Origin of the sequence: Microbacterium allomyrinae, assembly GCF_020682705.1 — a bacterium.
Taxonomy (GTDB): Bacteria; Actinomycetota; Actinomycetes; order Actinomycetales; family Microbacteriaceae; genus Microbacterium; species Microbacterium allomyrinae.
In genome coordinates this window covers 164,962-191,317 of the sequence record NZ_JAGTTN010000001.1, presented here as the reverse complement: position 1 = coordinate 191,317, position 26,356 = coordinate 164,962, and the positions used below count along the sequence as shown (strand labels likewise).

Here is a 26,356-nt window from a genome sequence, read left to right as displayed (position 1 = left end):
GACCGCCTTCCTATGGGCTTCCTATGGGAGGGGCTATGCGTCGGCTGGGAGTTCCGGCGCTGCACGGGCACGCGAGAATCGCCGCAGCGCGCGAGACTCCTGGCGATTCCCACGCGTCCCGCCGATTCTCGCGGGGCAGGCGAGGCGCGCGCATAACCAGTTCATAGCTCGCACTGGAAATCCCCATCGGAGCGCTCCGTAGGTTCACCCCGACGGCCGCAGAAGGCGCGCCGGGAGGAGACCCATGTACGGAACGTATCTGCGGCGAGAACTCGTCGGCCGCAAGAAGCAGACGATCATCGTGGCCGCCGGCCTCGCGATCGCCATCGCACTCGTGATGATCGTGAACTCGCTCGCGGCAGGCGTGCGCGACGCGCAGGCGCAGGCTCTCGAGTCGGTCTACGGCGTCGGCACCGACCTGACGGTGACCGGTGCCATGGCCGAGCCCGGGGAGGGCGGCGGCCAGCGGTTCGACTTCGGCGAGGACGGCGGTGCGACGGGCGAGGACGGCACGACCGAGCTCAGCCAGTCGCAGCTCGTCTCGGAGCCGATGCGCGCCACGCTCGACGCGAGCACTCTCGACACCGTGATCGCCGTCGATGGCGTGTCGGCGGCATCCGCCACACTCAGCCTCACCAACATGACATTCTCGGGTGAGCTGCCTGCGGCCCCCGACGACACCACGACGACCGAAGGCGGCACGCAGGGAACGCCGCCGCAGGGTGAGGGAGGCGGCGGCGGAGGCGGCGGCTTCGGAGGCGGCTCGTTCGGCGTCGACTCGTTCACGGTGCTCGGCATCGACCCCACCTCGACCGCTGTCGGGCCCCTGTCGGCTGTCGAGATCAGCGACGGCCGCGCGCTCGAGAGCAGCGACGAGGGCGGGAACGTCGCCGTGCTGGACGCGACCTATGCCTCGACGGCCGAGGTCGTCGTGGGCGACACCATCGACATCGGCGGCGAGGACTTCGAGGTCGTCGGACTCGTGGCATCGACCTCGGATGAGGCAGACACGGCGTCCAACGTGTACATCCCGCTGGATGTCGCTCAGACGCTCTCGGGCGTGGGCGCGGTCGTTTCGACCGTGTACGTGCAGGCCGAATCGTCCGACGCGATCGCGGCCGTGCAGGCCGATCTCGAAGAGGCACTGCCCGACACCACGGTGAGCTCGCAGGCCGACCTCGCCTCGACCGTCTCCGGCTCGCTCTCCAGCGCCTCCTCGCTCATCACGAACCTCGGCACCTGGTTGTCGGTGATCGTGCTCGCCGTCGCGCTCGTGCTGGCCGTGCTGTTCACCATCTCGGGCGTCTCGCGCCGCACTCGCGAGTTCGGCACGCTCAAGGCGATCGGCTGGTCCAACGGACGTGTCGTCGGACAGGTCGCGGGCGAATCCGCGGTGCAGGGACTCCTCGGCGGCGTCGTGGGTCTGGTGCTCGGCTTCGCCGGCATCGTGGCGATCAACCTCATCTCGCCGACCATCTCGACGGCGGCCGCGGCCGACACGGCGGCCCAGGGCGGCCCCGGCGGCACGGGCGGCGGTCCCGGCGGCGGCGCATTCGGCAACGCGGTCATTCAGCAGGGTTCCACCGACATCGTCCTGCAGGCACCCGTCACCCTGTGGGTGATCGTGGCAGCCGTGGGCATCGCGGTGCTCGGCGGACTCGTCGCCGGTGCGTTCGGCGGATGGCGCGCGGCCCGCCTCAGCCCCGCCGAAGCGCTGCGATCGGTCGGGTGACGCGGCGATGACCGAGATCGCCCCGCCCGCTCTCACCAAGAAGCCGCTCACGAGCCCCACCACGACAGGAGACGAAGACATGACGATGATCGACACCGACCCGGCAGCAGTGGGGGATGCCCCGACCGCGGCGCTCTACCGACTGACCGATGTGACACGCACCTATCGGCAGAAGCAGCGCGTGATCAAGGCGCTGACCGGTGTCGGGCTCGAGATCGGCGCCGGCGAGTTCGTCACGATCCAGGGGCCGACCGGTGGCGGCAAGTCCACGCTGCTGCAGCTGCTCGGCGCCCTCGATCGACCCTCCTCTGGCTCGGTGGTGCTCGCCGGTACGGATCTTGCGAAGGCCTCGGATGCCGAGCTCGGGCGCGTCCGCGCGCGTGAGATCGGATTCGTGTTCCAGGGATTCAACCTGATCCCGACGCTGACCGCGGCCGAGAACGTCGACATGGCCCTCGAGCCGCTCGGCCTACCGAAGGCGGAGCGTGCGACGCGAGTCGCCGAGGCGCTCGCGCACGTCGGACTGGCCGACCGCACCGACCACAAGCCCACCGAGCTGTCGGGCGGTCAGCAGCAGCGTGTCGCGATCGCCCGCGCGATCGTGAAGCGTCCGCGGGTGCTCCTGGCCGACGAGCCGACCGGAAACCTCGACGAGAGCATGCGCGACGAGATCCTCGCCGTGCTCGAGGGGCTGTGCGCCGAGGGGCTCACCCTCATCGTCGTGACGCATGATTCGGCCGTCGCACGCCGCGCGCACCGCCGGCTCCGGCTCGACAAGGGAACCGTGCGAGACATCACGCGCTGACGAAGGAGAACTCCGAGGACTCTCCCTATCGCCACGACCACCTTCAACCGGGGAGCAGGGCGCATCGCCGACCGCGGCGCGCCCTGCTTCTCGCCGTCGACGACGTCCGGTCGGGCGAGGGGGTCGATGTCGCACGCGGACGGGGTATCGGTGGGCGGTTCAGTACAGTAGCCGGTGTGCCACATGACCCGTTGATCAGCGCCCTCGGCGCGGTCATCCGCATCGATGTGTCGGCGCTCGATGCGGCCGGGGCCGCTGAGGTCGCGCGGGTGTGGGCCGACGCCGCGCCATCCTCGTCCGACGGGTCGATCCCCGTCGACGTCACCGTGGTGGCGCCCGCAGGAGTGCCGATCGAACGCCTGCTGTCCTCGCTCTCCAAGCGCGTCACGCTCGCCGCGATCGAGGCCAGGCGCGGCGAGGCGTGGATGCTGCACGCAGCGGGCATCGCCGACGAGCGAGGACATGTCGTCGTCGTCATCGGGCCATCGGGTCGCGGAAAGACGACGGCGGTGCGGGCGCTGGCGCAACGCTACGGCTACGTCACCGACGAGACGATAGCCATCGATGGATCCGGACGCGTGCAGCCGTACCGCAAGCCGCTGTCGATCATCGAAGGCGCGGTGGCCGTCAAATCGCAGCGTCCGCCGGGCGAGCTCGGCCTGGGCGCTCTGCCGGCGCCGCAGCTGCGAGTGGCTGCGCTCGTCCTGCTGGATCGACGCCCCGACGGGCCCGACGTGCCGATGCTCGAGGAGTGCGAGCTGGGCGACGTGCTCGGCGAGCTCGTGGAGCAGACCAGCTACCTCGCAGATCTGCCCAACCCGCTCCAGACGATTTCGGCGCTCGTGGCGGCCGTGGGAGGGATTCGCCGCGTCGTCTACCGTGAGGCGGATGGCCTCGTCGACGGGTTCGCCCCGCTCTTTCGCGATCCCGGGGCGATGGTCCGCGACGTGAGCGAGGTCGGTGAGCCGCAGCGCGCGGGCGGGGAACGAACGTCGACGCGCACAGCGACAACGGGTCTCTATCGGGGGGCGTATCTCGATGCCCTCGTCCTGGACCACCCCCGTCGGGTGGCATTGCTGCAGCCGGACACCGACGAGGGGGCGATCCTGCGGGTGATCAGCGGCATCGGGCCGGCGTTGTGGAGCGAAGCCACGGGTCGTTCGGACGAGGAGCTGGTATCGGTCGTCGTGCGGGCGCACGGCGAGCCGGCGGAATCGGATGCCGCGTCCGCCGTCGCGGCGGCGATCGCCGAGCTCAGCGCGCACGGCGTGGTGGTGCGGGGACAGGACTGATCGTGTCGACGGAGCGGCGGCGTAGCCGCGCGAAACGGCGATAGGGAAGAATGAAGTCGAGCGGCGCATCGCGTCGCGTTGCGCGAAGTACTATGAGCCCAATAGTCTGGCGCCAGACTGGAAACGCTTGCAGCGTGGCCGAGCGCGTGATGCCTGGGGTAATCACGATACGCACGATGGATGGAGAAACGTGAACGACCGAGATCCCGAATCATCAGCCATTCCGAATTCCGAACTCACTCGGCGGGACGAGACGCTCTGGAAAGCCGAGGTCAGCAGACGGGGTACTCTGACCGCTGCCGCCTGGGCGGTGCCGGTCATCGCGATGGCCGCGGCGACACCGGCCGCGGTTGCGAGTGGACCGTTCGACCCGACGAGCGACCTTCAAGTGGCCGCTCTCGGCGGCGCCGAGGGGCGGTATACGACAGGATCTAACTTCACCAACGGCGTTGTTTCTCCGAACACGGACTTCCGTCGGGCGTTCTCGGTGACGAACGTGGGTGAAGGCACCTTCTCGGGCACGCTGCGGATCGACTTCACCTTCCCCCGGATGTGGAACCAGGGGACAGGTTCCAACACCGACGCGTTCCAGAACTACAGCACCGTCGATCTGGGCGGGTCGAATGGCGGGTCGATCGGGGGCAAGAGCTCCTGGACGGTCACCACCGCGGCCGCGTACACGCAGAACACGGGCACCAACGCCTGGACAGCTGTATGGCTTCGGATGGATCCGGCGTACTTCACGCTCACCAACGTGGTCCTTCCTCCCGGTGGTACCGTTCGGTTCGCCCTCAACGCGGCGATTCCGTTCAGCTGGATCGGGAGCGCCGGTCCCCCTCCGGTGTATTTTCCCAACAGCTGGCGGATCTACTGGCGATCGCCGGTCTCGATCACGGCCACCACGTCGAGCAACGTCAATCTGGGCACGTACGTGACCCCGGTGGGCGGCTGGACGGATGGCATCTGGTACTTCAACGGCGGCGGCCCGTTTGCCTACGATGGCGGCGGCGGAATCTACCCTGCCTACGGGACCGCTTGACACGCCTCGGCTCATCGCGAGTCGCTGAGGCGAGTTCGACAGCAAATGAGGGGACACGCCGCGATGCGGTGTGTCCCCTCATTTGCGTGTTCTCACGCGGGTGCGGAAGCCCGGCCCGGGGCGACGACGTTCTCAAAGCCCAGCCCCCGCCTCCGGCCGTGCGGCGTCGCATGTCGCGTCAGAGCAGATTCCACCGCGTGATCGGCCAGAGGATGACGACCGCTCTCCCGACGATTCCGTCGCGGCTCGCCCACCGCCAGCAGCCCTGATCAGCGTCCGCGACGCGGCACAGAGCGGCCGAGTCGGATGACGCCGAACGGTGGTCTCCCAGCATCAGGTAAGACTCCGCAGGAACGGTGACGCTGTCGAAGCAGCGCAACGACCGTGGGTTCGACGTGCAGTCCAGAGCGCCCGGCTCGAAGGGGAGATCCTCGAACACGTACGGCTCGACGAGCGGCACGCCGTCGACGGTGACCGCGCCGCCATCCGTGCAGCACGCGGCGACCTGGCCCGGCCCGGCGATCACCCGCTTGACCAGCGTGTGCCGCCCTGACGGGCCGAAACCGGTCATTTCACCCACCCAGCGCAACGCCGAACGGATCGGATCTTCGCCCGTCGCTGCGCCGCCATCCCAGGCTTCACCTGCGTCGAAGACGACCACATCGCCTGTCGTGGGCTGTGAGGCGAGGTAGGCGAGCCGGTTGACCAGAACGCGATCTCCGACCTGCAGGGACTGCTCCATCGAACCCGAGGGCACGACATAGGGCTTAGCGATGAAGCTCAGAACCAGCGCCACGACGGTGAATGCCAGTGCGAGATGGAACCAGACGGAGCGCGTGATCCGCCGCCAACGGGCCGGCTGGTCGGTCGCGGCGGTCACGTGTCGAGGCTACCGGACCGCGGCGGCGGCCCGGTCGGGAGTCGACTCCGACTCTCGCGGAAGAGTCATCTCGCCGGCGACGATGTCAGGGTGCGCGACCCTGCGATCACATCGCGGAGGTTCTGCGCGAAAGAGGCGGGCGAGAAGCGCTCCGCGCTCGCACGGATGGGATCGCTATCCCACTCGGAGGGAAAGCCGCGCACGCCGCGGATCACACCCTCCACACTCTCGTCGTCGATGAACATCCCCGACACGCCTTCGAGGGTCGAATCGAGAAAGCCGCCGGCTCGCAGGACCAGAGCCGGCCGCCCGAACGCGTTCGCCTCGACCGGGGTCAGCCCGAAGTCCTCGTGCGACATCGACATGAGGGCGCGGGTATTCGCGTAGAGCCACCGCAGTTGCGCTTCAGACACATGGCCGAGGGCGATGACGTTGCGCGGGAGGGTCGTCGAGTCGGGCAAGCCGACGATCACGAGCGTTCGGTTGGGCATTCGCGCGAACGCGTCGATGAGCAGCGACGTTCCCTTGTAGCCCCGTGTGCGTGAGACGGCGAGGAAATATTCGGCCGGAACGTCGGGAACCGCCACCTGCGGGCCAGTCACATCGATCGACAGCGGCGGGTGGAGGACTTCGGCGCGGATGCCGTAGACGTGCCGGATGCGCACTGCCACAGACTCCGAGTTCGCGATGTACAACTGGGCCGTGTGGGCGGCGCGCTGATCCCATGATCGCAGTCGCGGCGAGAGGGCGCTGAGTGCGGCACGGACGGGAAGTGGCTGATCCCGGACGTAATCCGCCCGCTGATACAGCCAGCGCGCGGGGTTGTGGCAGTACACCACCTTCATCGTCCGGTCGGTCGCCCGCAGCCCGTGCGACCATCCGGAAGAACTGCACACCAGCAGTTCGGCATCGACGGGTGGCATCCGCGACCAGGCGGTTGCCAGCAGCGGCAGAGCTCGTCGCATGTCGTGGCGCATCGAGCGGACCGCACGCGAAGCGCTCTGCGTGATCGTGAAGTCCGCGAACTCAGGAAATGTGCGATCGGGGTCGTAGACGGAAGTGATGATCTCCTTCGCGCCCATCTGACGCGCGATCTCGAGCGCTACCCGCTCTGCACCGCCACGCTGGGTGAAGTAATCGTGCGCTACGACAGTCTGCGGTGCGGCCGAAGAGGTCATAGCGAGAGCGAGCTGCTGTCTTTCCCCGCGGGTGTTGAGCCGGCAACCGCCGATCGCTCGCCGAAATGCTCACATAGTTGCACGCGCTCAAGCACCGTCGTTGCCACGATCCCCCCCAGAGACTGTGATGACATCCACATCGTCAATCTGCCGAGCGGGCCGACTCATCGTTGACGATACGCCCGCGAATTTCGGGTCCACGGGTGATCTGAAGCAGACTCTACCACCCGTTTGTGCAAACGCTTCCACATGAGTCCTCTCGAAGCAAACGCGACGCCCGAACGCTGAGCGGACGGGCGGGGTGAGATGATCGGCCGACTATCGTGAGACGCGTGAGCGTTCTCGTGACCGGTGGTGCCGGGTACATCGGCGGCCATGTCGTGGCCGGCCTGACGTCGCGCGGCGAATCGGTCGTCGTGATCGACGACCTCAGCACCGGGGTGCCCGAGCGCGTCGCAGGGCTCGTGTTCAGTGTGTGCGACCTCGCGTCCGATGACGCACCCGCACAGGTCGAGGCGATCCTGCGAGAGCATGACGTTCGTGCCGTCGTGCACCTCGCGGCGAAGAAGCAGGTCGGAGAATCCGCACAGCGACCCGCGTGGTACTACCGGGAGAATGTCGGTGGACTCGCCAATCTGCTCTTGGCGATGGAGTCCGCTCGGGTCTCGAACCTGGTGTTCTCGTCGTCGGCGGCGGTGTACGGGAACGGCACGGGTGTGCCGGCGCGCGAGAGCGACGCCGCAGACCCGATCAATCCGTATGGCAGGACGAAGCTCGCCGGCGAATGGATGGTGCGCGACGCCGTGCGTGCCGGGTGGCTTCGCGCGGTCTCCTTGCGCTACTTCAATGTCGCCGGCGCCGGAAACGATCTGAGTGCGGATCGGTTCGCGACAAATCTCGTCCCGATCGTGTTCGAGCGGCTGATCGCAGGGGAGGCGCCGAGGGTCTTCGGTGATGACTATCCGACCCCCGATGGCACGTGTGTCCGCGACTACGTGCACGTCGTCGATCTTGCCGATGCGCACGTTGCGGTTCTCGATGCGCTCTCCGCCGGCCGAGCGATGCCCGCCGAACTGAACGTCGGCACCGGGGTGGGTCGCTCGGTCCTCGAGGTGCTGGAGATGATTCGCGACGTGACGGGTCACGCGACGACACCGGCGATCGAGCCGCGCCGTATCGGCGATCCTGCAGCGCTCGTGGCCGACTCCTCGCTGATCCACGCGGAACTCGGCTGGTCGGCGAAGTTCGGCCTCCGCGAGATCATCACCTCCGCGTGGAGCGGCTTCCGCGCGCCACGTGTTTCGGGATGACCATGACCGCCGAGGTCCTTCCTGTTCACCACGGCGAGCCCGCCGTCCCGGTCCGTCGCGCGGCCGCGCTCGCGATCGTCGACTCCGACGATCGCCTGGTGGTGCTCCGCCTCGACGACGAACGATGCGAGCCTCACGTGCTGCGAGGCACCGCCATCGCGCTGTGGCGCGAGATCGATGGGGAACGCAGCGCCGATGCCATCATCGAGGCCCTCGTGGAGCGCTTCGATGCCGATTTCGGCACCGTGCGGCGTGACGTGCTCGCCTGCCTCGACACGATGCGGCGCACCGGGCTGATCGAGCGCGAGCAGTTCGGCTCACCGTGACCGGTAATGCGCCCTGATGTCCTGGGTCGCCTGAAGAGCTGAGCGTATTCCGCGGGCGAAGCGCCGCCACCAGCCTTTGGCCACCGCACGCGCACCTGCGCCGACGTAGGGATCGATGGCTCGCAGCTCGTCGGCCGAGGGGAAGACCGCTCGCCGGATCACGTGCAGCTTGCGCGTGAAGGACGCCTGGCGGAGCTCGAGCAGCCAGGCGGTCATGCGGTGTCGCGCATGCACGTTCAGCTGCCAGCGGCGCAGCTGCTCCGAGGGGTTCTGCTCCTCGGGAATATCGAAGCCGAGCGCGCGCAGGAACGGTCGCGCCGTCTGCAGCGCGCCGGCGTCGTGCGCGGAGGCGAGCACGGCATTCGCGAGCCTTTCGTCGCTGCTGACGCGGTGCAGAAGATACCGGTACTCCCGCATCTTGCGGCTCTCCGCCGACACGTGCCCGGCCTCTCGCAAGGAGTGCAGGGCGAGCACGAGCGCTGTATCCGCCTCTCCCGTCGTGTCCACCTGCACGCCGGCAGCAGCACAGGACTGCCGCCGCTGCCACAGGTGGTCGAACGTCTCGGCCGCATCGCCGATGAATCCCGGCCAATAGTGGTGTACGTCGATATCGCAGTTCCAGCCGGAGTGCACGAGGGTGCGAGAGTGCAGATCCAGGAGGAGGGGAAAATCCGGCGCAGGCCGGGCTGTCCATCCGTACCGCGCGAATGCAGCGAGAAGGTCGTCGAACCGGTCGGGCTCCACGAGCAGGTCGACATCGTGCGACGGCCTCGGCTCGCGCAGCCCCTGGAGCGAGGCGAACGATCCCTTGAGTACGAGGGTTCGGATGCCCGCCCCGTGCGCGACGTGCTGCGAAAGAGCGGTCGCCAGCGCGACCGCGTCGTCGAGCCGGAGGTGCTCGACCGCAGGCACAGGGCCCTCAGGCATCCGAATCCCCTCACGTTGCAACCCGACCAATCTATCCTCGCCGCTCCGGCCGTCGAGCTTCGCCCCTGCCTTCACAGGGCCAGTAGGGTGGGTCCGGCACGGCGGCGCCGGCGATGACCGACATCGTGTCCCGCACACCGAGGACGAAGCATGACACTGCCCACGAGCGGCTCTGAGCCCGTCACGATCGCCGCTAACAACGGTGACATCGCGGGTGGCGAGGTGATGCTGCTGAACATCGCCCGCGCCTGTGAAGAGCTCGGAGTCGATACCGCCGTGGTCGGCCCGTCGCATCCTTCGGATCTGGTCGATGCGGCGCGCGACGCCGGGCATCGCACGGTGGTGCTCGAGGCGAATGGCCGCAAGGAGTGGATGCGGTCGCTGCGCCGATGGGACCGCACGCAGCGCGGGGGTCTGCTCTGGTGCAACGGCCTCGTGCCGTCGTTGGCGACGGCGGGGCACCCGGGCCGGATCGTGCACGTTCATTCGACCGTGCCCCCTGCGCGGCGAGCCATGCTGTCGATCGCGCGCCGCGGTGCGCTTGCGACACTCGTGCCCTCGGCATCCATGCGTCGAGATGTGCGCGGAGCAGATGTCTTTCCCAACTGGGTGCTGCCCATCGAGCGTCGCGAACGCGAGCGCCGCGGCGATGGAACCTTCGTGCTGGGGTTTCTCGGCCGTGTCTCGGTCGACAAGGGCGTGCCGATTCTGGCGGCCGCACTGGGGCGACTGGAGCAGTCGCACCCCGGCCGATTCCGGCTGCTGCTGGCAGGCGACCCCCGCTTCGTGCCTGAGCGCGACCAGCGTGCGGTCGAAGACGCGCTTGTGTCCGTCGAGGGGCTCGTCGAACGCACCGGCTGGATCGCTCCGGGGGAGTTCTTCGCCCGCGTCGATCTGATCGTCTGCCCGTCGGTGTGGCCGGAGCCGTTCGGACTGGTCGCCGCCGAGGCGATGGCGACGCGCACCCCGTTGCTCGTGAGCGACGCGGGCGCGCTGCCCGAGGTCGTCGGCCGAGACGAGTCCGTCATCGTCCCCGCCGGTGATGTGGATGCCTTGGCAGCCGCGATCCTGGACCGTGCCGATGGCGTCATCGACACCTCCGCATCCGTGCGCTCGGGATGGGATCGGTGGGAGAAGGAGTACTCGCCGGAGGCCGGTGTGAACCGCACCCGGCAACTCCTGACAGGAATGGGCAGGACGCAGGCGGCGGTGCGCTAGCCGGATGCCGTGAACGGCGTTCCCGGGAAGCTGTTGCTGTTCGACGGCGCATCACGTACTCGTATGGCCAGTCCGACTCCGAGCAGCAGAAACGCCGGGAGCGTGAAGAAGACCTCGCCCAGGCGCGTGGCGCAGAGAAGGATCGCCACGGTCGCCGCCTCGACCGCGACGTCATCGGCACCCCGGGGCGACCGCGCACCGACGCGAAACCCCACGATGACGAAAAGAGCGACGACGCAGAGCAGCATGATCCAGCCGCCTTCGACGAGCAGCACCAGATACGAGTTGTGGAAGAACCATTGACCGCCCGCGACGGTGACCTCGCCTTCGCCCACGCCGAGCCCGTACCACGGCGCGTGAGACACCTTGATCAGCGCGGCGCTGTCGATACGCGATCGCAGCGCATCGGAGCCGGCGCGCGCGGCGTATTGCCCGACTTCCGCGAGGTTGTCCTCCACCCAGCTGAAGGCGAGAAAGATCGCGAGCGCGAGCACGACGCGCAGCGCGGCTCCGATCCGGGTGCTCAGGAGGATCCATACGACTGCCGCGGCGAACGCGGCCATCGAGGTGCGAGAGTCGGTCAGGACGAGTCCCGCGGCGCCGGCGACGAGGATCACGATCTTGGCCCATGTCGGCCGGACGAAGGCGATCATCAGCAGAGGCAGGACGGCGAAATACAAGCCCGCCCTGTTCTTGTCCTCCAAGAAGCCCGTGAGCAGCCCGCCGTAGTTGTCAGGAGCAAGGCCCGCGTAGAACAGCGCGGTGTTGGCGATGAGGCCGGCTCCGACTCCGATCATCACGGATCGGATATCGATCCGTGCGCTGGCGATGAAGCCGGCCAGCACCATGAGGATCGCGAATCTGACCAGCCGTCTGACCGGGTCGACGTCGTTCACGAGGGCGACGACGGCGAGGTACGCGAGCAGGAAGACGACGATGTAGACGTACCAGTTGACCGGGCGGAGCGAGCGCCGGGGCCTGCGGAACGCGGCGAGGGCGATCAGCGCCAGCGCGGCGAGGTCCGACAGCGGCAGCTGCGCGGGCCCCGGAATCTCGATTCTGAACACGAACAGCCCGGCGAGCAGGGCCTCCAGCAGGCGGAACGGCTGGTGATCGGAGACGGAGGCGCCGCCGCCGCGAGCTGCGGTCTCGGAGGCCGATGATGCATGTGGCATGTCGAGACACCTCCCGAGGCGGAACGGACGAGCGGCAACGGTGGCGAGTCTACTGGGAGAGTCTCCTCCGGCGTGTGAGGGGGCGTGGGTCCAGGCGGGCAAGGGGGTGCTCCACCGGTGCTGGTAAGGTGCAATTCAGCTTGAATCACCCCTAGTGCGCGCTCCCGCGAGCGTCCTGTTCCAGAGAGGTCCCGACCGCGCCATGACGGTACTCGACTTCCTTCGTCTGACGCGCAAGAACTGGGTCGTTCTCCTCGTTGGCGTCATCGCCGGAGTGCTCGTGATGTTCGGTTACACGCTGTTGCAGCCGCGGGTATATACGGCAAGCTCGGCCGGATATGTGGTTGCGGGCGGCAGCGCCGGGTTCATGGACGCGATGAGCGGCACGGAAGCCGCCGCGACCAAGGCACGCTCCTTCATCCCGCTGATCACGAGCGGTGCGGTGTTCGACCAGATCGCCTCCGACCCGACACTCGATCTCGGCGGGGAGTCGCTCAGCGGGCGGCTATCAGCCTCGGTGGCCGAAGGAAGCACGCTTCTCGAGGTGTCTGCGACGGCATCCTCTCCGGAAGCGGCGGCCGCGCTCGCCGATGGCGCACTGGAAGCGGTTGCAGCCGTGGTCGAGCACATCGAAAGCGAGGTGGGCGCAGAGAGTTCGTCCATCCTCGTCGTTCCGCTCGAGAACGCGGTCGTGCCGACCCAGCCGGTGAGCCCGGATCTGCGCGTCAATCTGCTCCTGGGCGGGGTCATCGGTCTCGTTGCGGCATATCTCTTCGTCTTCCTGCGGAAGGCCGCTGATGTTCGCGTGCGCACAGCCGCCGACCTGTCGACGGCGGCCGGCGGCGCCGGCACGCTCGGCCGGATCCCCAAGTCGGAACAGCTCGCCGGAAAGAATCGCGCTGTCGCAGATGTCGATGCGCATGCCGCCGAAGCCTTCCGGCGGCTGCGAACGAACCTTCGCTTCTCGAGCGTCGACGGCGAGGTTCACAGCGTCGTCGTGACCAGCGCCAACGTCGGCGAAGGCAAGTCGACGGTATCGGTCATGCTGGCGAGGGTTCTGGCGCGTTCCGGCCAACCGACCGTGCTGATCGACGCCGACCTTCGCCGACCGTCCGTCGCGGGCCTGGCCGGCGTGGACGGAAGCATCGGCCTGAGCGAGGTGCTGAGCGGGCAGGTCCGCTTCGAAGACGTGCTGCGCACGACAGACACCCCGGGGCTTCTGGTGCTGCCTGCCGGCCACGTTCCCCCGAACCCGTCCGAGATGCTCGGTTCGCAGGCGATGAGGTCCCTCGTGGCGACCTTGTCAGATCGCCACTTCGTCGTGATCGACGCGCCGCCCGTCCTCCCCGTTACGGATGCCGTGCTGCTCAGCATGGTCGCCGACGGCACCATCCTGCTGGCAACGGTCGGAAAGACGCGCAAGGAGGATGTCGTACTGGCCCGACAGATGTTGGATCAGGTGCACTCCCGGCTCCTCGGAACCGTGCTCAACAAGGTCTCGGGGCGCGATGCCGGCGAGGGCCACGAGTACAAGCGGAACTCGAAGTACTACATGCCCTCCGCAGCAGCCGAGCGCTCGAGCGACGGGGCGACGCTTCCGACACCGGTGACGTGGGAGCCGACCGGTGAATCGAGCGCGGAGGCGGCGGGGTCGCGCCGCAGCGCGCGTCGAGGAGCCTGAATGCCATCCTTGCTGTTTGTCTGTCAGGCGAACATCGCCCGATCGGCTTCCGCTGAGCTGATCGCACGCCACCTCCTCGGCACCGGCGGGGCATGGCAGGTCGCCAGTGCGGGTGTCAGCGCGCTCGTGGGTCACGGCGTCGACTCCGAGCTCGCGGGCGCCCTGCACCGACGCGGCATCGACGCCTCGGCACACACCGCGCGCCAGGTAGACCTCGCTCTGCTCTCGAGCGCCGACCTCGTACTCGCCTTCGAGGCCCGGCAGCGGGCATGGGTCCTCAAGGAGTCGCCGGCGTCGGTTCGTTCGACGTTCACGATCCGTCGCGCGGCGCGCGCGCTTCAGGGGCTCCCGCGGCGAGCGGAGCCGCTGAGCTTCCTCGCTGTCGACGACGCCCCGTACGTCGACGCGGACGACTTCGCCGATCCGTACGGACACGGCCCGGCCGCCGCCGAGAGCGCGGTGGCCGAGATCACGGAACTGCTCGAAGTCATCCTCGCCGCAGTCGGTGCGACACCGAGCGCTGCAGGATCCAGAGGCGAACGGATGCTGCACGGCGCGCCACCGGGAGCACTTCTCTGATGCCAGGGACCGACCTGCGCGGGTTCGAGGGCGTGCCCGGCGTTTCGGTCATCATTCCGCACTACGGCGATCCAGAGACGACGTCCGTGCTCGTGCGTGCGCTGCAGGCCCAATCCGAGCCGCGTGCGCTGGAGATCATCGTCGTCGATGACGCCTCGCCGATCCCGTTTCCGGATCGCCCCGGGGTGAACGTCATCCGTCGAGAACGCAATGGCGGCTTCGGTGCCGCGGTGAATGCCGGCGCCCAGATCGCGACAGGCGATCTATTGGCGGTCCTCAACAGCGATCTCGGAATCGGCGCGACATTCGTGCACGACCTGCTCGAAGCCGCGATCCCGTGGCAGCCCGCGGTCGTGAGTCCGCAGATCGTGCGGCCCTCGGGAGAATCGGAGTGGGTCGGCCGCCACTTCCCCCGTACGCGTCATTACGTGGTGGAGTGGCTGACTCCGCTCGCGCGTTTTCGTCATCGACGCGAGCTGCACGAGGCGGTCGGGCACGATACCCGTTGCCTCTCGGGAGCGGTCGTGCCGGTGGACTGGGTCGTCGGTGCAGCGATGATGCTCCCGCTCGCCGAGTTTCGCGCTGTGGGAGGGTTCGATGAGGGTTTTCACATGAACTGTGAAGAGGTCGATCTGCAGCGTCGACTGCGGATGCGCGGTGTGCCGTCGGTGTTCGCCGGAACGGTCACGGCCGTGCACGAAGGCGGCGGCTCCACCGATCCGGCGAGGCGGCGCCGCTGGCTGGTGCAATCGCGGTTGCGGTATGCCCGCAAGTGGGGCGCCCACCCGCGTCGCCAGCGACTGATGCTCACCGGCGCCTCGCTCGTGAACTTCGTCGTCAACGGCATCCGGCAGCTGGCTCGCCGCCCGATCGAGGCACGGCAGATTCTCCGCGACGAGTTGGGCTTGTTGCGAGGTGCCGGGTGAGGCCTCCCGAACGCACACGGCGCATCCTTCTCGTCACGCCCGTCTTTCACGGCTACTGGCGCGCTATCCGGGATGCTCTCCAAGCGCGCGGCCATACGGTCGTCGTCCACTGCTACGACGCATCTGCGAACCTGCGTCAGCGCGTGCAGAACAAGGTGGTGCACGAGATTCCCGGCACTGCGCCGGCGCGGTCGGCGCAGCGCGAGATCTGCGACCGTGCCCTTGCCGCCTTGCGGGACTCTCGCCCCGATGCGCTTCTGGTCGTGAAGGCCGATCTGCTGGGTGAACGCTGGTGGCAGGCGGTGGCAGATGCGCGCGTTCCCACCGTGCTCTGGCTCTACGACGAGTTGGCGCGTATCGACTACTCGCTGGAGACGCTGCGCGAGATCGACTCGATCGTGAGCTACAGCCCGCGCGACGTCGCACGACTGCAGGCGGAAGGGATCGACGCGACCTATCTGCCCGACGGGTTCGACTCGCTCGCCGGTTTCGTGCCTCGACCGACTCCGGCCGCCACCTTCGTCGGAGCGCGCTACCCGGTGCGGGAGCGCCTCATGCGAAAGCTCGCCGATGCCGGAATACCGGTGAAGGCGTTTGGCCGGGAGTGGTCGCGACACCCGTGGGACATCGCCCGTACGCGACAGTTCACGAACCCCGGCATCCCGACCGGTCCGGACCTACCTCGCAGCGACTACTACGGCGTCATGGCAGGGTCGCTCGCAGCACTGAACATTCATGGCGACGACCACGACGGGTTCACGATGCGCACCTTCGAGGCTCCCGGAGTCGGCGGTCTCCATCTCGTCGACCGTGCGGACGTCGATCGCTACTACGACGTGGGCACCGAGACGCTGGTGTTCACGTCTCCCGAGGAACTCGTCGACCACGTCGCCCGGGCGCGAAAAGAACCACGGTGGGCGAACGCCATTCGTGAAGCGGGCAAGGCGCGGACCCTCGCCGAGCACACGCTCGTGCATCGCATGGGCACGGTGGTGGCACGGTGGCGTTGACATTCCCGTCCGATCTCGACGCGTGGCGCCGTTGGCAGAACAGCCGCAACAGGCTGCGGCGCGCGCGCGACCTCGTGCGCCGGCCCGCCCCGCCGACGCTCTGGCTGGCAAGCAACGGGCCGGAGCCTGCGCTGCTCGTCGTCGTGGACTCGACGACACCGAGCTCCGTTGCCGCGTTCACCGAACCGCTGCGCCATCTGGCCGACGCTCCTGTCGCGGTGCTGGCCCTCGCCGACGTCAGCGCACACCTGCCGGGGGAGTGGACCGCTCGCGCTCTGGACGGCCTCGAGCTTCCTCATGAGCTCGGCGCGGTGAGGACGGTGTTCGCCGCCGGGCACTTCCTGCCGGCGGGCGTCACCGCTCACGCGTGGGCGCGCACGCTCGGGGCGCGTTTCGTCGTGGCGCAGCACGGATTGCTGACGACGTGGGCACCACCGCTGCCTGCGGAGGCGCATCTGCTGGCGTTCTCCGACGCCGATGCGCGCTACTGGGCGTCCGGCCGCACCGACCTCACCCACGAGGTCGTCGGATCGCAGCTGTTCTGGCGGGCACGACAGCGAGAACTCACACCGGATTCGGCGGCCCGGCCGATCTTCCTCGGGCAGCTGCACGGAGCAGAACTGCCCCGGCAGGCTTCGGCGCGCTCCGCACGACATTTCTGCGAATCCACCGGGGCGACCTATCGCCCCCACCCCTCAGAGACCGACCGTCTGTCGCGCCTGCAGCACGCGCAGTGGCGCAGGCAGGGCATCGAGTTCGACACGTCGGGCATAGCGCTGAGCGAGAACCGCCGTCCGGTCGCCTCCATCTTCTCGACGGGCGTGCTCGAGGCCGCGGCTGCCGGCATCCCTGCCTGGGTGAGTGCCGTGCGGCCGCCTGCGTGGGTCGTCGACTGCTGGGAGCGATACGACATGTCGGAATGGGGCGGTGCCCCGACTCCTTCCCCGAACGTTCCCGACCTGGAGCCGGCGAGGGCCGTCGCGGCCGGTCTGGGTCGGCTGATGGCAGGAGAAGGTCGATGAGCGCAGAGAACCCGACAATCTTGTGCGTCATCCCGGTGCGCGGCGGATCGAAGGGCGTCCCGGGCAAGAACCGGCGCCTCGTGGCAGGAAAGCCGCTCGTCGTGTGGACGATCGAGCAGGCACGCGCGGCGAGACCGGCTCTCGACGTGCTCGTCTCGACGGACGACCCACAGCTCGCCCGTATCGCGCGTGAAGCGGGGGCCGACGTGCCGTTCCTGCGTCCTGACGAGCTCGCGCGCGACGAGACGGCCACCGAACCCGTGATTCTGCACGCGATCGCGCACCGCACCTCCGAAGGCCGACGCCCCGATGCGGTCATGCTGCTGCAGGCGACATCTCCGCTGCGGCTGCCGGGCACCATCGATCGGGCCGTCGCGCAGTTCTGCGAGACGGGCGTCGACTCTCTGGTGGGGGTGGTGCCGCAGACGCCCTTCCTGTGGCGTCTGGGTGAACCGGCGTTCGCCCACTACGACATCGATGCGCGACCGCGACGACAAGAGCTCGACGCCGGCGGGCTGTTCTACCGCGAGACCGGCTCGCTCTATCTCACCCGCACCGAGATCTACGAGGATCGGCACAATCGCCTCGGCGGCGATGTGGGACTGTTCGTGATGGACGAGATCGAGGGAATCGACATCGACACCGAACTCGACCTGAGCCTCGCGGCGCACGAGCTGCAGCGGATTTCGACAGTGGACGACGACCCGACGACAGCGTCCGCATCAGAGGAGACCGCACAGTGATCATCGAACGCAATCTCGCCCCCTACATCGTGTTCGCGCAGGACCCGGTGCTCGTGGGCCTGCAGAAGATCAGCGCCAATCGTGAGCGCATCGTGTTCTGTGTGGACGAGCACGGAATCCTGCGCGGGTCGCTCTCGGACGGCGACTTCCGTCGCTGGATCATCGCCAACCCCACCTCCTCGCTCGAGATCTCATCCGGAGAGGTGGCCAACGCCACCGTGCGCTCGGCCGCGGCGAGCACGAACCCGGCAGAGTTGGCTCCACTCTTCGGGCGCGGGGGAATCTCCCACATCCCGCTCGTCGACGATCGAGGACACCTCGTCGGAATCGCGATCGATCGCGACGATGTGCTGCGCATCAGCGACCGTGAGATCGGGGAGGGGCATCCCGCCTTCGTGATCGCGGAGGTCGGCAACAACCACAACGGCTCGATCGATCTCGCGAAGCACCTCGTCGATCTCGCTGTCGAGGCCGGCGCCGACGCCGTGAAGTTCCAACTGCGCGACCTCGAAGCGCTCTATCGGCAGGGCGGAGGAGCGAGCGGGGGAGAAGACCTGGGCGTGCAATACACGCTCGACCTGCTCGCGAAGTACTCGCTGCCCGCAGAGAGCCTGTTCCGTGTGTTCGATCATGCACGCGAGCGGGGCATCGCCGTGATGTGCACCCCGTGGGATGCGCCGAGCGTGCAGGCTCTCGTCGACTACGGTATTCCGGCGCTCAAGATCGCCTCGGCCGATCTGACGAATCACGAGCTTCTCCGCGACGCGGGGTCGCGGCAGGTGCCGTTGGTGCTGAGTACCGGCATGTCGCGCGAGGAGGAGATCCTCGAGACGACCGCGCTGCTGCGGACGCTCGGTACGGGATTTGCGCTGCTGCACTGTCAGTCGACCTACCCGGCGCCGTTCAAGGACGTCAACCTCGCCTACCTCGAGCGCCTCGCCGAGATCGGCGACTGCATCGTCGGCTACTCGGGTCACGAGCGCGGCTGGCACGTGCCCGTCGCGGCTGTGGCACGTGGCGCACGGATCATCGAGAAGCACTTCACGGTCGATCGGACGATGGAGGGCAACGACCACACGGTCTCGTTGCTGCCCGGCGAGTTCGCCACGATGGTCCAGCAGATCCGCGAAGTGGAATCGGCCATGGGAGACGCGAGCCCACGGGTCGTGTCGACGGGCGAGCAGATGAACCGGGTCAACCTCGCCAAATCGCTGGTAGCCGCTCGTCCTCTCGCGGTGGGCGAGGTGATCCATGAGGCCGACGTCGCGGTGAAGAGTCCTGGCCGCGGCCTGCAGCCCAATGCGCTGTCGCAGCTGCTCGGACGAACGCTCCGCCGCGATCTGGCGGCGGGGGACTTCTTCTTCGCCGGAGACCTGACCGATACGGTATCGGTAGGCCGACAGTTCGAATTCCGCCGCCCGTGGGGACTGCCGGTGCGGTACCACGACTTCGCCGCACTGATCGCGGATTGCACGCCGGACTTTCTCGAGTTCCACTTCTCGTACAAAGATCTCGAGCTCGACCCGGCCACCGTCTTCGACCGGCCGTTGGATATGGGCTTCACGACGCATCTGCCCGATCTGTTCCCTGGCGATTTTCTCGTCGACCTCGCCTCGCGGGACGACGAGGTCTGGGAACGCTCGATCGCTGAGGTGCAGCGCACCATCGATGTCACGCGCTCGCTCAAGCAGTGGTTCCCGCGCGAGACAGAGCCGATCATGGTCGTCACGATGGGTGGCTTCACGAAGGACCGCCACCTCGACCCCGCCGAGCGGCCCGCGATGTACGCGCGCGTCGCCGACGCGCTCGCCCGCCTGGACACGACCGGTGTGCGCATCGCCGCACAGACGCTGCCGCCTCACCCGTGGCTGATGGGCGGGCAGGCGTTCCACAATCTGTTCGTGGACCCGCGTGATACGGCCGAGTTCGCATTGACGACGGGAACCGGGCTCTGCTTCGACGTCTCGCACTCCAAGCTCGCGGCGAACTTCCTCGGTATCGCGTTCTCCGAGGTTGTCGCAGCGCTCGCTCCGCTGACGACGCACCTGCATCTCGTCGATGCCACCGGGATCGACGGCGAGGGCGTGCAGGTGGGCGAGGGAGAGGTCGACTGGCCGCAGCTCGCCGCGGCGCTGGACGAACTCGCTCCCGGAGTTTCCTTCATTCCCGAGATCTGGCAGGGCCACGTCGATAGCGGTGCCGGCTTCTGGACCGCGCTCGATCGGCTCGAGCAATGGCTGTGACGATCGATCCGATCGCATTGTGGGTAGTGCCCGTGTCTGATCTGGGTGGTGTCGCACGCCACGTTCTCGACAGCGCGAGGGCCGGATTGCCCGGCTGGCGGTTGGTGGTGCTCTGCCCCGAGGGGCCGCTCGCCGAAGCGCTCCGGGCGCGGGGGGCCGCCGTGACGACCGGTGCACTCGGACCCGAGGCCGGACTGCTCGCCTCGGTGCAGACGCTGCGAAAGGTCGCTCGTGCACTTCGCCCCGCCGTCGTGCACTCCCATCTCGCCTACGCCGACATCGTGGTCGCAGCGACGCCGTTGCCGCGCCGCACGCGCCGGTTCACGACCGAGCACGGAATCGCGGGTGACGATGCCGTTTACCACGGGTCCGCGCTCACGTCCCGGATCATGGGGGCGGTGCACCGCGTCAGGCTTCGCCGCTTCGATGGGGTGATCGCCGTATCGGCCGCAACGCGACGTGCGATGATCGCGAAGTGGCGGCCACGACAGCGTGTCACGGTCATCCGCAACGGCGTCGATCTGCCGGACGGCATCGTGCCGCGTACGCCTGTCCTCGGGGCCGATGGTCGAGAGCAGTCGAACGCGTTGCGCGTGCTCTCGCTCTCGCGTCTTGCTCCCGAGAAGCGCATCGATGTGCTGATCGACGCCTTCGCGCTCGTTCATGCCGAGAACCCCGATGCGACCCTCACGATCGCGGGCACGGGGCCGCTCGAGGAGCCGCTGCGTGCACAGGCTGCACGCTGGGGGCTGTCTGACGCGGTGGGCTTTCCCGGATACGTCGACCCCGAAGAGGCGATGGCCGCGGCCGACGTCGTGGCGCAGCTCTCGGTGTGGGAGAACTGCTCGTACACCCTGCTCGACGCCGTGGCGCGAGGAATCCGTGTCGTGGCATCGGATGTCGGGGGTAACGCAGAGATCGTCCCGGCGAGCGCGCTGGTGAGCGATCCGGGCGATCCTGCCGTCGTAGCCGGGTTGCTGACCGCCGTCCGCTCGACCGAACTCGCCGAACCGAACGAGGTCGACAGCATCGCGGTCATGGTCGAGCGCACGAGCGCCGCCTATCAGGCGTGACGACGAAGGGGTTCTCCGAGTGAGAGACGAACGAGGTGCCGGCTCCGGGCTGAACCCGGCTGCGGTGCGAACGCTGGTCATCTGCCCGACGATCTGTCCCGGAGGCGGGCCGCCCGGCTACACCTACAATCTGCGGGCTGGTCTCGCGGAACTCGCCGATGATCCGCTGCTCGGCTCGACGGTGCGTGGTATTCGCTTCCTCGGTATCGACCTGGACAACAGGAATCGTGCGACCGGTACGGCGCCGGTGAGCTCGCACCAGGCCTCGACCCTGTCCGGCGTCGGGCGCATCGCCGCGCGCGCACGGGTCGCCCTGCGCATGCTGAACGCGCGGGCGGCGCTGCGCCGGACTCGAAAGATCGTCAAGCGATGGCGGACCATCGCCGGCGCCGACATCGTCGTGTTCCAGGGGTATCAGCCGGCGGGGGAGGCGCGCTGGGCGCGGCGCTGCGGGAAGACCGTGGTCTATATGCCGCACACGCCCTCGACCTTCGCCGACGAGGCGCGCATGATGCGGGCACTGCCCGGCGCGGCGACACCACTCGGCGATCGCGAATACCGGGAGATGCACGCCAACGAGCGTGAGCTCTTCGCCGCGGCTGAGGTGGTGGTGTTTCCCACCGAGCACGCCGCCGACCCGTACGAACGGGCATTCGGGAACGCACTCGCATCGCGCCACATCGCATACGTCCTCTCCGGAGTCGAGCCGCCTGAAGCGCCCGACAGCGACGCGGCGAGCCGAAATGAGGTCTTCTCGGGAGGAACGACCAGCGTTCTCTTCGTGGGGCGCTATGTGCCGCACAAGGGGTACGACTTGTTCCTGGAGGCCGCCGAACAGCTCGCCCGCGACGGTGTGGATGCGTCATTCTGGACACTCGGCGACGGGCCCTTGAAGCGGCACTCGGACGAGGTGACCGACCTGGGATGGCACGATGCGCCGCACGCGATGATCGCGCAGGCCGACATCGTCGTGGTGCCGAACAGGATCGCGTACTTCGACCTGCTGCCTCTCGAAGCGGCCGCGTTGGGCCGCGGGCTCGTGCTCACGCACGTCGGCGGCAACATCGATCAGCTCCAGCACCTGCCGGATTCGGTGGGGAGCACGCCGGGCACGGTGGCCGAGGCGGTGCGGATGGCGATCTCGTTGAAGCGCGCTTCCGCGTCATGGGGTCAGCGCAATGCAGAGGCCTTCGACCGAGAGTTCACGCACGTCCATATGGCGCGCCGATGGGCGGCGCTCATCGATGAGGTGGCGACGTCACGGCGTGACGGACGTTCACGGCGCCGGTGACGGCTTCGCGGCATCCGTGCTGTGCTCTTGCGCCGGGCGGGCCGGCCGGCGGTACTTGATCGTCCCTTCGAGCCCGCCCAGGGTCCAGCCGAGCCGCCGTGCGACCTCGATCGCGCCCTGCCGTCGCAGATCGCGCGCGGCGAACAGCACCGCTCGCGTGAGAGCCTTCGCCGCGCGCTCCACGGATGCGGGTGGGAGGCCGAGGCTGAGCACATATCGGCTTCGCAGCTGTTCGGCCGAACGCGAGTACCGGCGCAGTTGCCGGAATGACGAGCGCGGCGTCGGACGCTGCCGGTAGTCGACGACGGCCCCCGGCACGCCGACCAGAGTGCCCCCGGCGAGCTGAAGACGCCAGCAGAACTCGACCTCTTCGTGCCCTTCGCGGAAAGACTCGTCGAAGCCGCCGAGACCGAGCAGAACATCGGTGCGTACACCGAGCGCGCAGCCCACACCGTAGTCCATGGTTCCGAACGGGGCGCGTCGCAGCGCCGTCGCGGCTTCTGCTCCTGCTGGGTCGGGGGGACCGAGCCTGCCTGTCACGGGGAGGCCGCCGGCGGCGTCGGCGTCGTCGAGGGCCTGGCGAATCGCGGCGACGAAGCCGGGACGGATCTCGTCGTCGGCGTCGATGAAGACGACGCGGTCCGCACGGGCCGCGCGCGCACCGACGTTACGAGCATGCGAAACGCCCTGTGCGGCGCTCGAGTCGACGACGCGGAGCGAGCCGAACGCCCCGGCATAGGCACGCGCGACGGCGACCGTGCGATCCTGCGAGCCGTTGTCCGACACGACGATCTCCAGATCGCCGGCCTCCGGTTCCGCCGCGGCGGCATCGAGTTGATCGGGCAGCGTCGCCGCACCGTTGCGCGAGGGGATCACGACGGTGATCGCAGGAGCAGGTCGGCGGTCATCGGTGCTCACCGGGTCGTGGTTGCCGGCGGCGGGCCCGTAGACCGCCTCGACGCGCCGCACGAACTGAGCCCAGCCGTAGCGACGGCTCGCCCACTCGGAACCCCTCATCGCACGGATCCGGGCGGTGTCGGGATTGCGGAGCGCATCGATCAGCTGTGCGGCGAAGCCTTCGGCCGAGTCGTCGCTGTGCGGCGTGAACACCGCGTCGCCGATGCCCTCTGCCGCGATGGAGGTCAGCGCCGTGGGAACCCCCCGCGCGATCGCCTCGAGGACCTTGAACTTGACTCCGGCGCCCTGCTGGAGCGGAGCGGCCAGCACTGCCGAGCTCGCGTAGAGACCGTCGAGGTCGTCGACGAATCCGGCGTAGGTGACGCCCGGAGCTCGGGGGACGAGCGGGGCGATGCTCTCGGGCAGCGAGCCGGCGACGTGGAGCTGCGCATTCGGCACGGCACGTCTGACGATCGGCCACACCGCATCGACGAGCCACTGCACCGCTTCGCGGTTGGGTTCGCGCCACAGGGGACCGATGAACAGGACGCGAGGGTCGCCGCCGTTCGCACCGGCACCGCTCGGCTCGTGCGCGACGACGTCCGCGGCGATCGGCGGGTAGACGACGGTGGCGCGATCTGGGCGAGGCAGGATCGAGCGGTCCTTCTCGCTCAGTACCACGAGCTCATCGGCCCACTCATGTGCTCGTCGCTCCAGCCACCGCGCCTGCGCGAGGCCGACCGCGGCCTTGATGCGGGCGCCCAGACTGCGCGCTGCCGCGAGTTCTCTCGTCTTCTGCTGGCTCGCCACATCGTGAAAAGTGAGCACGATGCGCGCCTTCGGAGCGAGGCGCCGCAGCAGCGGGAGCAGAAGCTGCGAACTCTCCCACTGCACATCGACGATGTCTGCGCGCGCGAGCGCCCGACGCGCCGCCGGATGCTGTCGCAGCGCACGTGCGAAGCCGGCGTGCGGACTGACCGAGAACGCATGCCGCCAGGCGTTGTGGAGTCGGCGAGGCATGAAGCGTCGCGAGCGGTCATCGAAGGGGATCAGGAGATGGGCAGCCGCTCCGGGCTGTACAGCCGCGACGCTGCGGGGGGTCTCCGGGGCGATGACCAGGGTCTCGGCAGTGTCCAACGCGCTGTACAACTGCAGCAGGTATCGTTCACCGGCATTGTCGGGCTTGGGATTCGGCAGCATCGGTGAGACGAAGACGATTCTCACGTCAGTCGTCCCAGCTCCACGAGATGACGGAACTCCGCGTTGCGCTCGCTGAGGCTCGCCATGTCGCCTTCTGCGGCGATGCGCCCCGCCGACATGAAGACGATTCGATCCGCGTTCTTGACGGTGGAGAGCCGGTGAGCCACGACGAGGATCGTCATATGGCCCTTGAGTGCATCGATCGTCTCCGCGATCTGCGCCTCGGTGGCGTTGTCGAGGGCGGAGGTCGCCTCGTCGAGCACGAGCACGGCAGGCTTCCGGTACAGCGCTCGGGCGATGCCGATGCGCTGCCGCTGGCCACCCGACAGGCGCGCGCCGCGCTCGCCGACCCTGGTGTCGAGGCCGTGCTCGAGCGAGGTGATGAAGGACGTGAGCTGTGCCGATGCCAGGGCCTGCTGGATGGCCTCTTCGTCGATCTCGTCGTCCGGCACGCCGAAGGCGATGTTCTGTCGGAGCGTCCCGTCGAAGAGGAAGACATCTTGCGACACCATCCCCAAGGAGTCGAACCACGCCTGCGGGTCGTCGTAGATGGAACGGCCGCCACTGAGGATCTGCCCGGACGAGGGAGTGAGCAGCCCGAGCACGAGATCGAGAAGCGTGCTCTTGCCTGCGCCGCTCGATCCGACGAACGCCGTCATCTCGCCCGAGCGGACGATCGTCGACACGCCGCGCAGGATCGGCTCGTCGGAGTCGGGGTAGTTGAATACGACATCGTCGATGACGATGTCGCCGCGATGCGGCTCGATCGACATCCGCTCCTCGAGGTGCGGCGTGTGGAGGGCGAACTCCTCGATCTCGGCGACGAGAAGCTTCATGCCCGTCTCGCCCGCTCGAATACTCGTCATCATGCCCGAGACCTGGTTCATCGTCGGGAGCAGGCGCACGGAGGCGACCGCGAACAGACCGAGCACCGACAATGCGGTCGCACTCGACGATGTCGCGAACAGAAGCACCGTGAGCAGGATGATCGTCAGGATGAAGACGATCTCGAGCGCGTAGCGGGGCATCTCGCTCATGAGCGTGAAGCTGCGGGCCGCGTGTGCGCGGGCGATCCTCGCCGCCCGGTATCGCTCGACGTAAGGACCCGCGAGAGCGGCGACGCGGGTGTCGCGGAAACCCTCCAGGCTGGGGGTCACCACACGCCACGCCGCGACATCTGCGGCAGCGACGCGCTCCCCGATCGCCAGTTGTCGCGACTTGAGCAGCGCCTGGATGCCGATGGTCGCCGAGGCGAACACGGTGATCGCGACGACCGTCGCGAGCGGTGAGACGATGAGGAGCACCGCGGTGATGCCGAGCACGGTGATGAGGCTGGAAACCAGCGTGACCAGACCGGTCAGCACGCGACCGAAGGTCTCGTCGATGGACATGCCGAGATTGCGGTAGATGTCCGGCAGGGAACGCATGCGGTGTGTCGAATACGGGGAGAGCAGGTAGGCGCGCAGCAGTTCGCTCGCCGTGTCTGCGGCGAGTTGATTGATTCGCCCGAGCAGCCACCAGCGAAAGCCGATCGATACGACGCTCTTGAGGATGAACGCGATGGCGATGAGCGATCCGCACCAGATGATCAGCGTCTGCAGATCCTCGGTGCCGAAGAAGTCCGCGAGCCATCCTCCGTAGGTCGCGGACGTGCCGTTGGTCAGCAGATCGAGCAAGGGCAGCATCAACGCGACGCCGAGCATGTCGAGGGCTGCGAGCAGGACCGAGCCGAGGACTGCGCCCACGAGCCAGCCGCGGTGACGCCCGGGGAGGAGAGACATTGCGACCCGCAAGTTCTCCAAGAGCTTC

General features: G+C 68.2%; 22 protein-coding genes. 16 read left to right on the top strand and 6 right to left on the bottom strand.

The window, feature by feature from the left end; translation table 11 throughout:
- The first annotated feature begins 244 nt into the window (after positions 1-244).
- The 4 genes from KEC57_RS00960 (at position 245) to KEC57_RS00945 (ending at position 4,868) form a co-directional block, all read left to right on the top strand.
- Positions 245-1,732: an ABC transporter permease gene (locus KEC57_RS00960; RefSeq protein ID WP_229382649.1), complete on the top strand. Its 1,488-nt coding sequence runs from the start codon at positions 245-247 to the stop codon at positions 1,730-1,732.
- A 79-nt stretch (positions 1,733-1,811) separates the two neighbouring features.
- The gene (locus tag KEC57_RS00955; RefSeq protein ID WP_229383653.1) at positions 1,812-2,537 is read left to right on the top strand and encodes an ABC transporter ATP-binding protein; all 726 of its coding nucleotides are present in this window, start codon (positions 1,812-1,814) and stop codon (positions 2,535-2,537) included.
- Positions 2,538-2,713: 176 nt separating this feature from the next.
- Positions 2,714-3,829 (top strand): P-loop NTPase family protein, encoded by a 1,116-nt coding sequence (locus KEC57_RS00950; RefSeq protein ID WP_229382648.1) that lies wholly within the window; start codon positions 2,714-2,716, stop codon positions 3,827-3,829.
- Positions 3,830-4,019: 190 nt separating this feature from the next.
- Entirely contained in the window at positions 4,020-4,868 is an 849-nt protein-coding gene (locus tag KEC57_RS00945) for a hypothetical protein (protein ID WP_229382647.1), read from the top strand.
- A 178-nt stretch (positions 4,869-5,046) separates the two neighbouring features.
- On the opposite strand, the gene lepB is transcribed toward KEC57_RS00945, so the two are convergent.
- On the bottom strand, positions 5,047-5,748 hold the full coding sequence (gene lepB, locus KEC57_RS00940) for a signal peptidase I (RefSeq protein WP_229382646.1): 702 nt from the start codon (positions 5,746-5,748) through the stop codon (positions 5,047-5,049).
- A 65-nt stretch (positions 5,749-5,813) separates the two neighbouring features.
- The gene (locus tag KEC57_RS00935) at positions 5,814-6,926 is read right to left on the bottom strand and encodes a glycosyltransferase (protein ID WP_229382645.1); all 1,113 of its coding nucleotides are present in this window, start codon (positions 6,924-6,926) and stop codon (positions 5,814-5,816) included.
- Positions 6,927-7,258: 332 nt separating this feature from the next.
- Between KEC57_RS00935 and galE the strand changes: the two genes are divergently transcribed.
- Positions 7,259-8,236, top strand: a complete 978-nt coding sequence (gene galE, locus KEC57_RS00930) for a UDP-glucose 4-epimerase GalE (RefSeq protein ID WP_229382644.1) — start codon at positions 7,259-7,261, stop codon at positions 8,234-8,236.
- Between the two features lie 2 nt (positions 8,237-8,238).
- Positions 8,239-8,562, top strand: a complete 324-nt coding sequence (locus KEC57_RS00925) for a PqqD family protein (protein WP_229382643.1) — start codon at positions 8,239-8,241, stop codon at positions 8,560-8,562.
- On the opposite strand, the gene KEC57_RS00920 is transcribed toward KEC57_RS00925, so the two are convergent.
- Entirely contained in the window at positions 8,554-9,489 is a 936-nt protein-coding gene (locus KEC57_RS00920; RefSeq protein ID WP_229382642.1) for a nucleotidyltransferase family protein, read from the bottom strand. The genes KEC57_RS00925 and KEC57_RS00920 overlap by 9 nt on opposite strands.
- Positions 9,490-9,639: 150 nt before the next feature.
- Between KEC57_RS00920 and KEC57_RS00915 the strand changes: the two genes are divergently transcribed.
- Positions 9,640-10,707, top strand: a complete 1,068-nt coding sequence (locus KEC57_RS00915) for a glycosyltransferase family 4 protein (RefSeq protein WP_229382641.1) — start codon at positions 9,640-9,642, stop codon at positions 10,705-10,707.
- Here the strand turns inward: KEC57_RS00915 and KEC57_RS00910 are convergent.
- Positions 10,704-11,882 carry an O-antigen ligase family protein gene (locus KEC57_RS00910; RefSeq protein ID WP_229382640.1) on the bottom strand — a complete coding sequence of 393 codons (1,179 nt, stop codon included), beginning with the start codon at positions 11,880-11,882 and terminating at the stop codon, positions 10,704-10,706. The two genes, KEC57_RS00915 and KEC57_RS00910, sit on opposite strands and share 4 nt — an antisense overlap.
- Positions 11,883-12,084: 202 nt before the next feature.
- Here KEC57_RS00910 and KEC57_RS00905 point away from each other — a divergent pair, with 202 nt between their 5' ends.
- Genes KEC57_RS00905 through KEC57_RS00865 form a run of 9 tightly spaced genes read left to right on the top strand, consistent with a single transcriptional unit; the run spans position 12,085 to position 22,450 of the window.
- Positions 12,085-13,563 (top strand): tyrosine-protein kinase domain-containing protein, encoded by a 1,479-nt coding sequence (locus KEC57_RS00905; RefSeq protein WP_229382639.1) that lies wholly within the window; start codon positions 12,085-12,087, stop codon positions 13,561-13,563.
- Positions 13,564-14,142 carry an arsenate reductase/protein-tyrosine-phosphatase family protein gene (locus tag KEC57_RS00900; RefSeq protein ID WP_229382638.1) on the top strand — a complete coding sequence of 193 codons (579 nt, stop codon included), beginning with the start codon at positions 13,564-13,566 and terminating at the stop codon, positions 14,140-14,142. It abuts the gene before it with no gap.
- Positions 14,142-15,068: a glycosyltransferase family 2 protein gene (locus KEC57_RS00895; protein WP_229382637.1), complete on the top strand. Its 927-nt coding sequence runs from the start codon at positions 14,142-14,144 to the stop codon at positions 15,066-15,068. The genes KEC57_RS00900 and KEC57_RS00895 overlap by 1 nt, the downstream gene beginning before the upstream one ends.
- A complete protein-coding gene (locus KEC57_RS19040) occupies positions 15,065-16,078 on the top strand; it encodes a CgeB family protein (protein ID WP_229382636.1) in 1,014 nt (337 codons plus the stop codon). Before KEC57_RS00895 ends, KEC57_RS19040 begins: the two co-directional genes overlap by 4 nt.
- Positions 16,069-17,100 carry an RNA-binding protein gene (locus tag KEC57_RS00885; RefSeq protein WP_229382635.1) on the top strand — a complete coding sequence of 344 codons (1,032 nt, stop codon included), beginning with the start codon at positions 16,069-16,071 and terminating at the stop codon, positions 17,098-17,100. The genes KEC57_RS19040 and KEC57_RS00885 overlap by 10 nt, the downstream gene beginning before the upstream one ends.
- Positions 17,097-17,843 (top strand): acylneuraminate cytidylyltransferase family protein, encoded by a 747-nt coding sequence (locus KEC57_RS00880; protein ID WP_229382634.1) that lies wholly within the window; start codon positions 17,097-17,099, stop codon positions 17,841-17,843. Before KEC57_RS00885 ends, KEC57_RS00880 begins: the two co-directional genes overlap by 4 nt.
- Positions 17,840-20,086 carry an N-acetylneuraminate synthase family protein gene (locus KEC57_RS00875; RefSeq protein WP_229382633.1) on the top strand — a complete coding sequence of 749 codons (2,247 nt, stop codon included), beginning with the start codon at positions 17,840-17,842 and terminating at the stop codon, positions 20,084-20,086. The genes KEC57_RS00880 and KEC57_RS00875 overlap by 4 nt, the downstream gene beginning before the upstream one ends.
- Positions 20,077-21,159, top strand: coding sequence for a glycosyltransferase (locus KEC57_RS00870; RefSeq protein WP_229382632.1), 1,083 nt, complete (start codon positions 20,077-20,079; stop codon positions 21,157-21,159). The genes KEC57_RS00875 and KEC57_RS00870 overlap by 10 nt, the downstream gene beginning before the upstream one ends.
- Positions 21,160-21,178: 19 nt before the next feature.
- Entirely contained in the window at positions 21,179-22,450 is a 1,272-nt protein-coding gene (locus tag KEC57_RS00865) for a glycosyltransferase family 4 protein (protein ID WP_229382631.1), read from the top strand.
- On the opposite strand, the gene KEC57_RS00860 is transcribed toward KEC57_RS00865, so the two are convergent.
- Together KEC57_RS00860 and KEC57_RS00855 are read right to left on the bottom strand one after the other, a co-directional pair.
- Positions 22,436-24,571, bottom strand: a complete 2,136-nt coding sequence (locus tag KEC57_RS00860) for a glycosyltransferase (RefSeq protein ID WP_229382630.1) — start codon at positions 24,569-24,571, stop codon at positions 22,436-22,438. The genes KEC57_RS00865 and KEC57_RS00860 overlap by 15 nt on opposite strands.
- On the bottom strand, positions 24,568-26,328 hold the full coding sequence (locus tag KEC57_RS00855) for an ABC transporter ATP-binding protein (protein ID WP_229382629.1): 1,761 nt from the start codon (positions 26,326-26,328) through the stop codon (positions 24,568-24,570). Before KEC57_RS00855 ends, KEC57_RS00860 begins: the two co-directional genes overlap by 4 nt.
- Positions 26,329-26,356: the final 28 nt, after the last annotated feature.

Coding starts and splice junctions, on each gene's coding strand:
- KEC57_RS00960 (WP_229382649.1), top strand. CDS start 245: ATGTACGGAACGTATCTGCGGCGAGAACTCGTCGGCCGCAAGAAGCAG.
- KEC57_RS00955 (WP_229383653.1), top strand. CDS start 1,812: ATGACGATGATCGACACCGACCCGGCAGCAGTGGGGGATGCCCCGACC.
- KEC57_RS00935 (WP_229382645.1), bottom strand. CDS start 6,926: ATGACCTCTTCGGCCGCACCGCAGACTGTCGTAGCGCACGATTACTTC.
- KEC57_RS00925 (WP_229382643.1), top strand. CDS start 8,239: ATGACCGCCGAGGTCCTTCCTGTTCACCACGGCGAGCCCGCCGTCCCG.
- KEC57_RS00920 (WP_229382642.1), bottom strand. CDS start 9,489: ATGCCTGAGGGCCCTGTGCCTGCGGTCGAGCACCTCCGGCTCGACGAC.
- KEC57_RS00915 (WP_229382641.1), top strand. CDS start 9,640: ATGACACTGCCCACGAGCGGCTCTGAGCCCGTCACGATCGCCGCTAAC.
- KEC57_RS00910 (WP_229382640.1), bottom strand. CDS start 11,882: ATGCCACATGCATCATCGGCCTCCGAGACCGCAGCTCGCGGCGGCGGC.
- KEC57_RS00905 (WP_229382639.1), top strand. CDS start 12,085: ATGACGGTACTCGACTTCCTTCGTCTGACGCGCAAGAACTGGGTCGTT.
- KEC57_RS00900 (WP_229382638.1), top strand. CDS start 13,564: ATGCCATCCTTGCTGTTTGTCTGTCAGGCGAACATCGCCCGATCGGCT.
- KEC57_RS00895 (WP_229382637.1), top strand. CDS start 14,142: ATGCCAGGGACCGACCTGCGCGGGTTCGAGGGCGTGCCCGGCGTTTCG.
- KEC57_RS00880 (WP_229382634.1), top strand. CDS start 17,097: ATGAGCGCAGAGAACCCGACAATCTTGTGCGTCATCCCGGTGCGCGGC.
- KEC57_RS00870 (WP_229382632.1), top strand. CDS start 20,077: ATGGCTGTGACGATCGATCCGATCGCATTGTGGGTAGTGCCCGTGTCT.
- KEC57_RS00855 (WP_229382629.1), bottom strand. CDS start 26,328: ATGTCTCTCCTCCCCGGGCGTCACCGCGGCTGGCTCGTGGGCGCAGTC.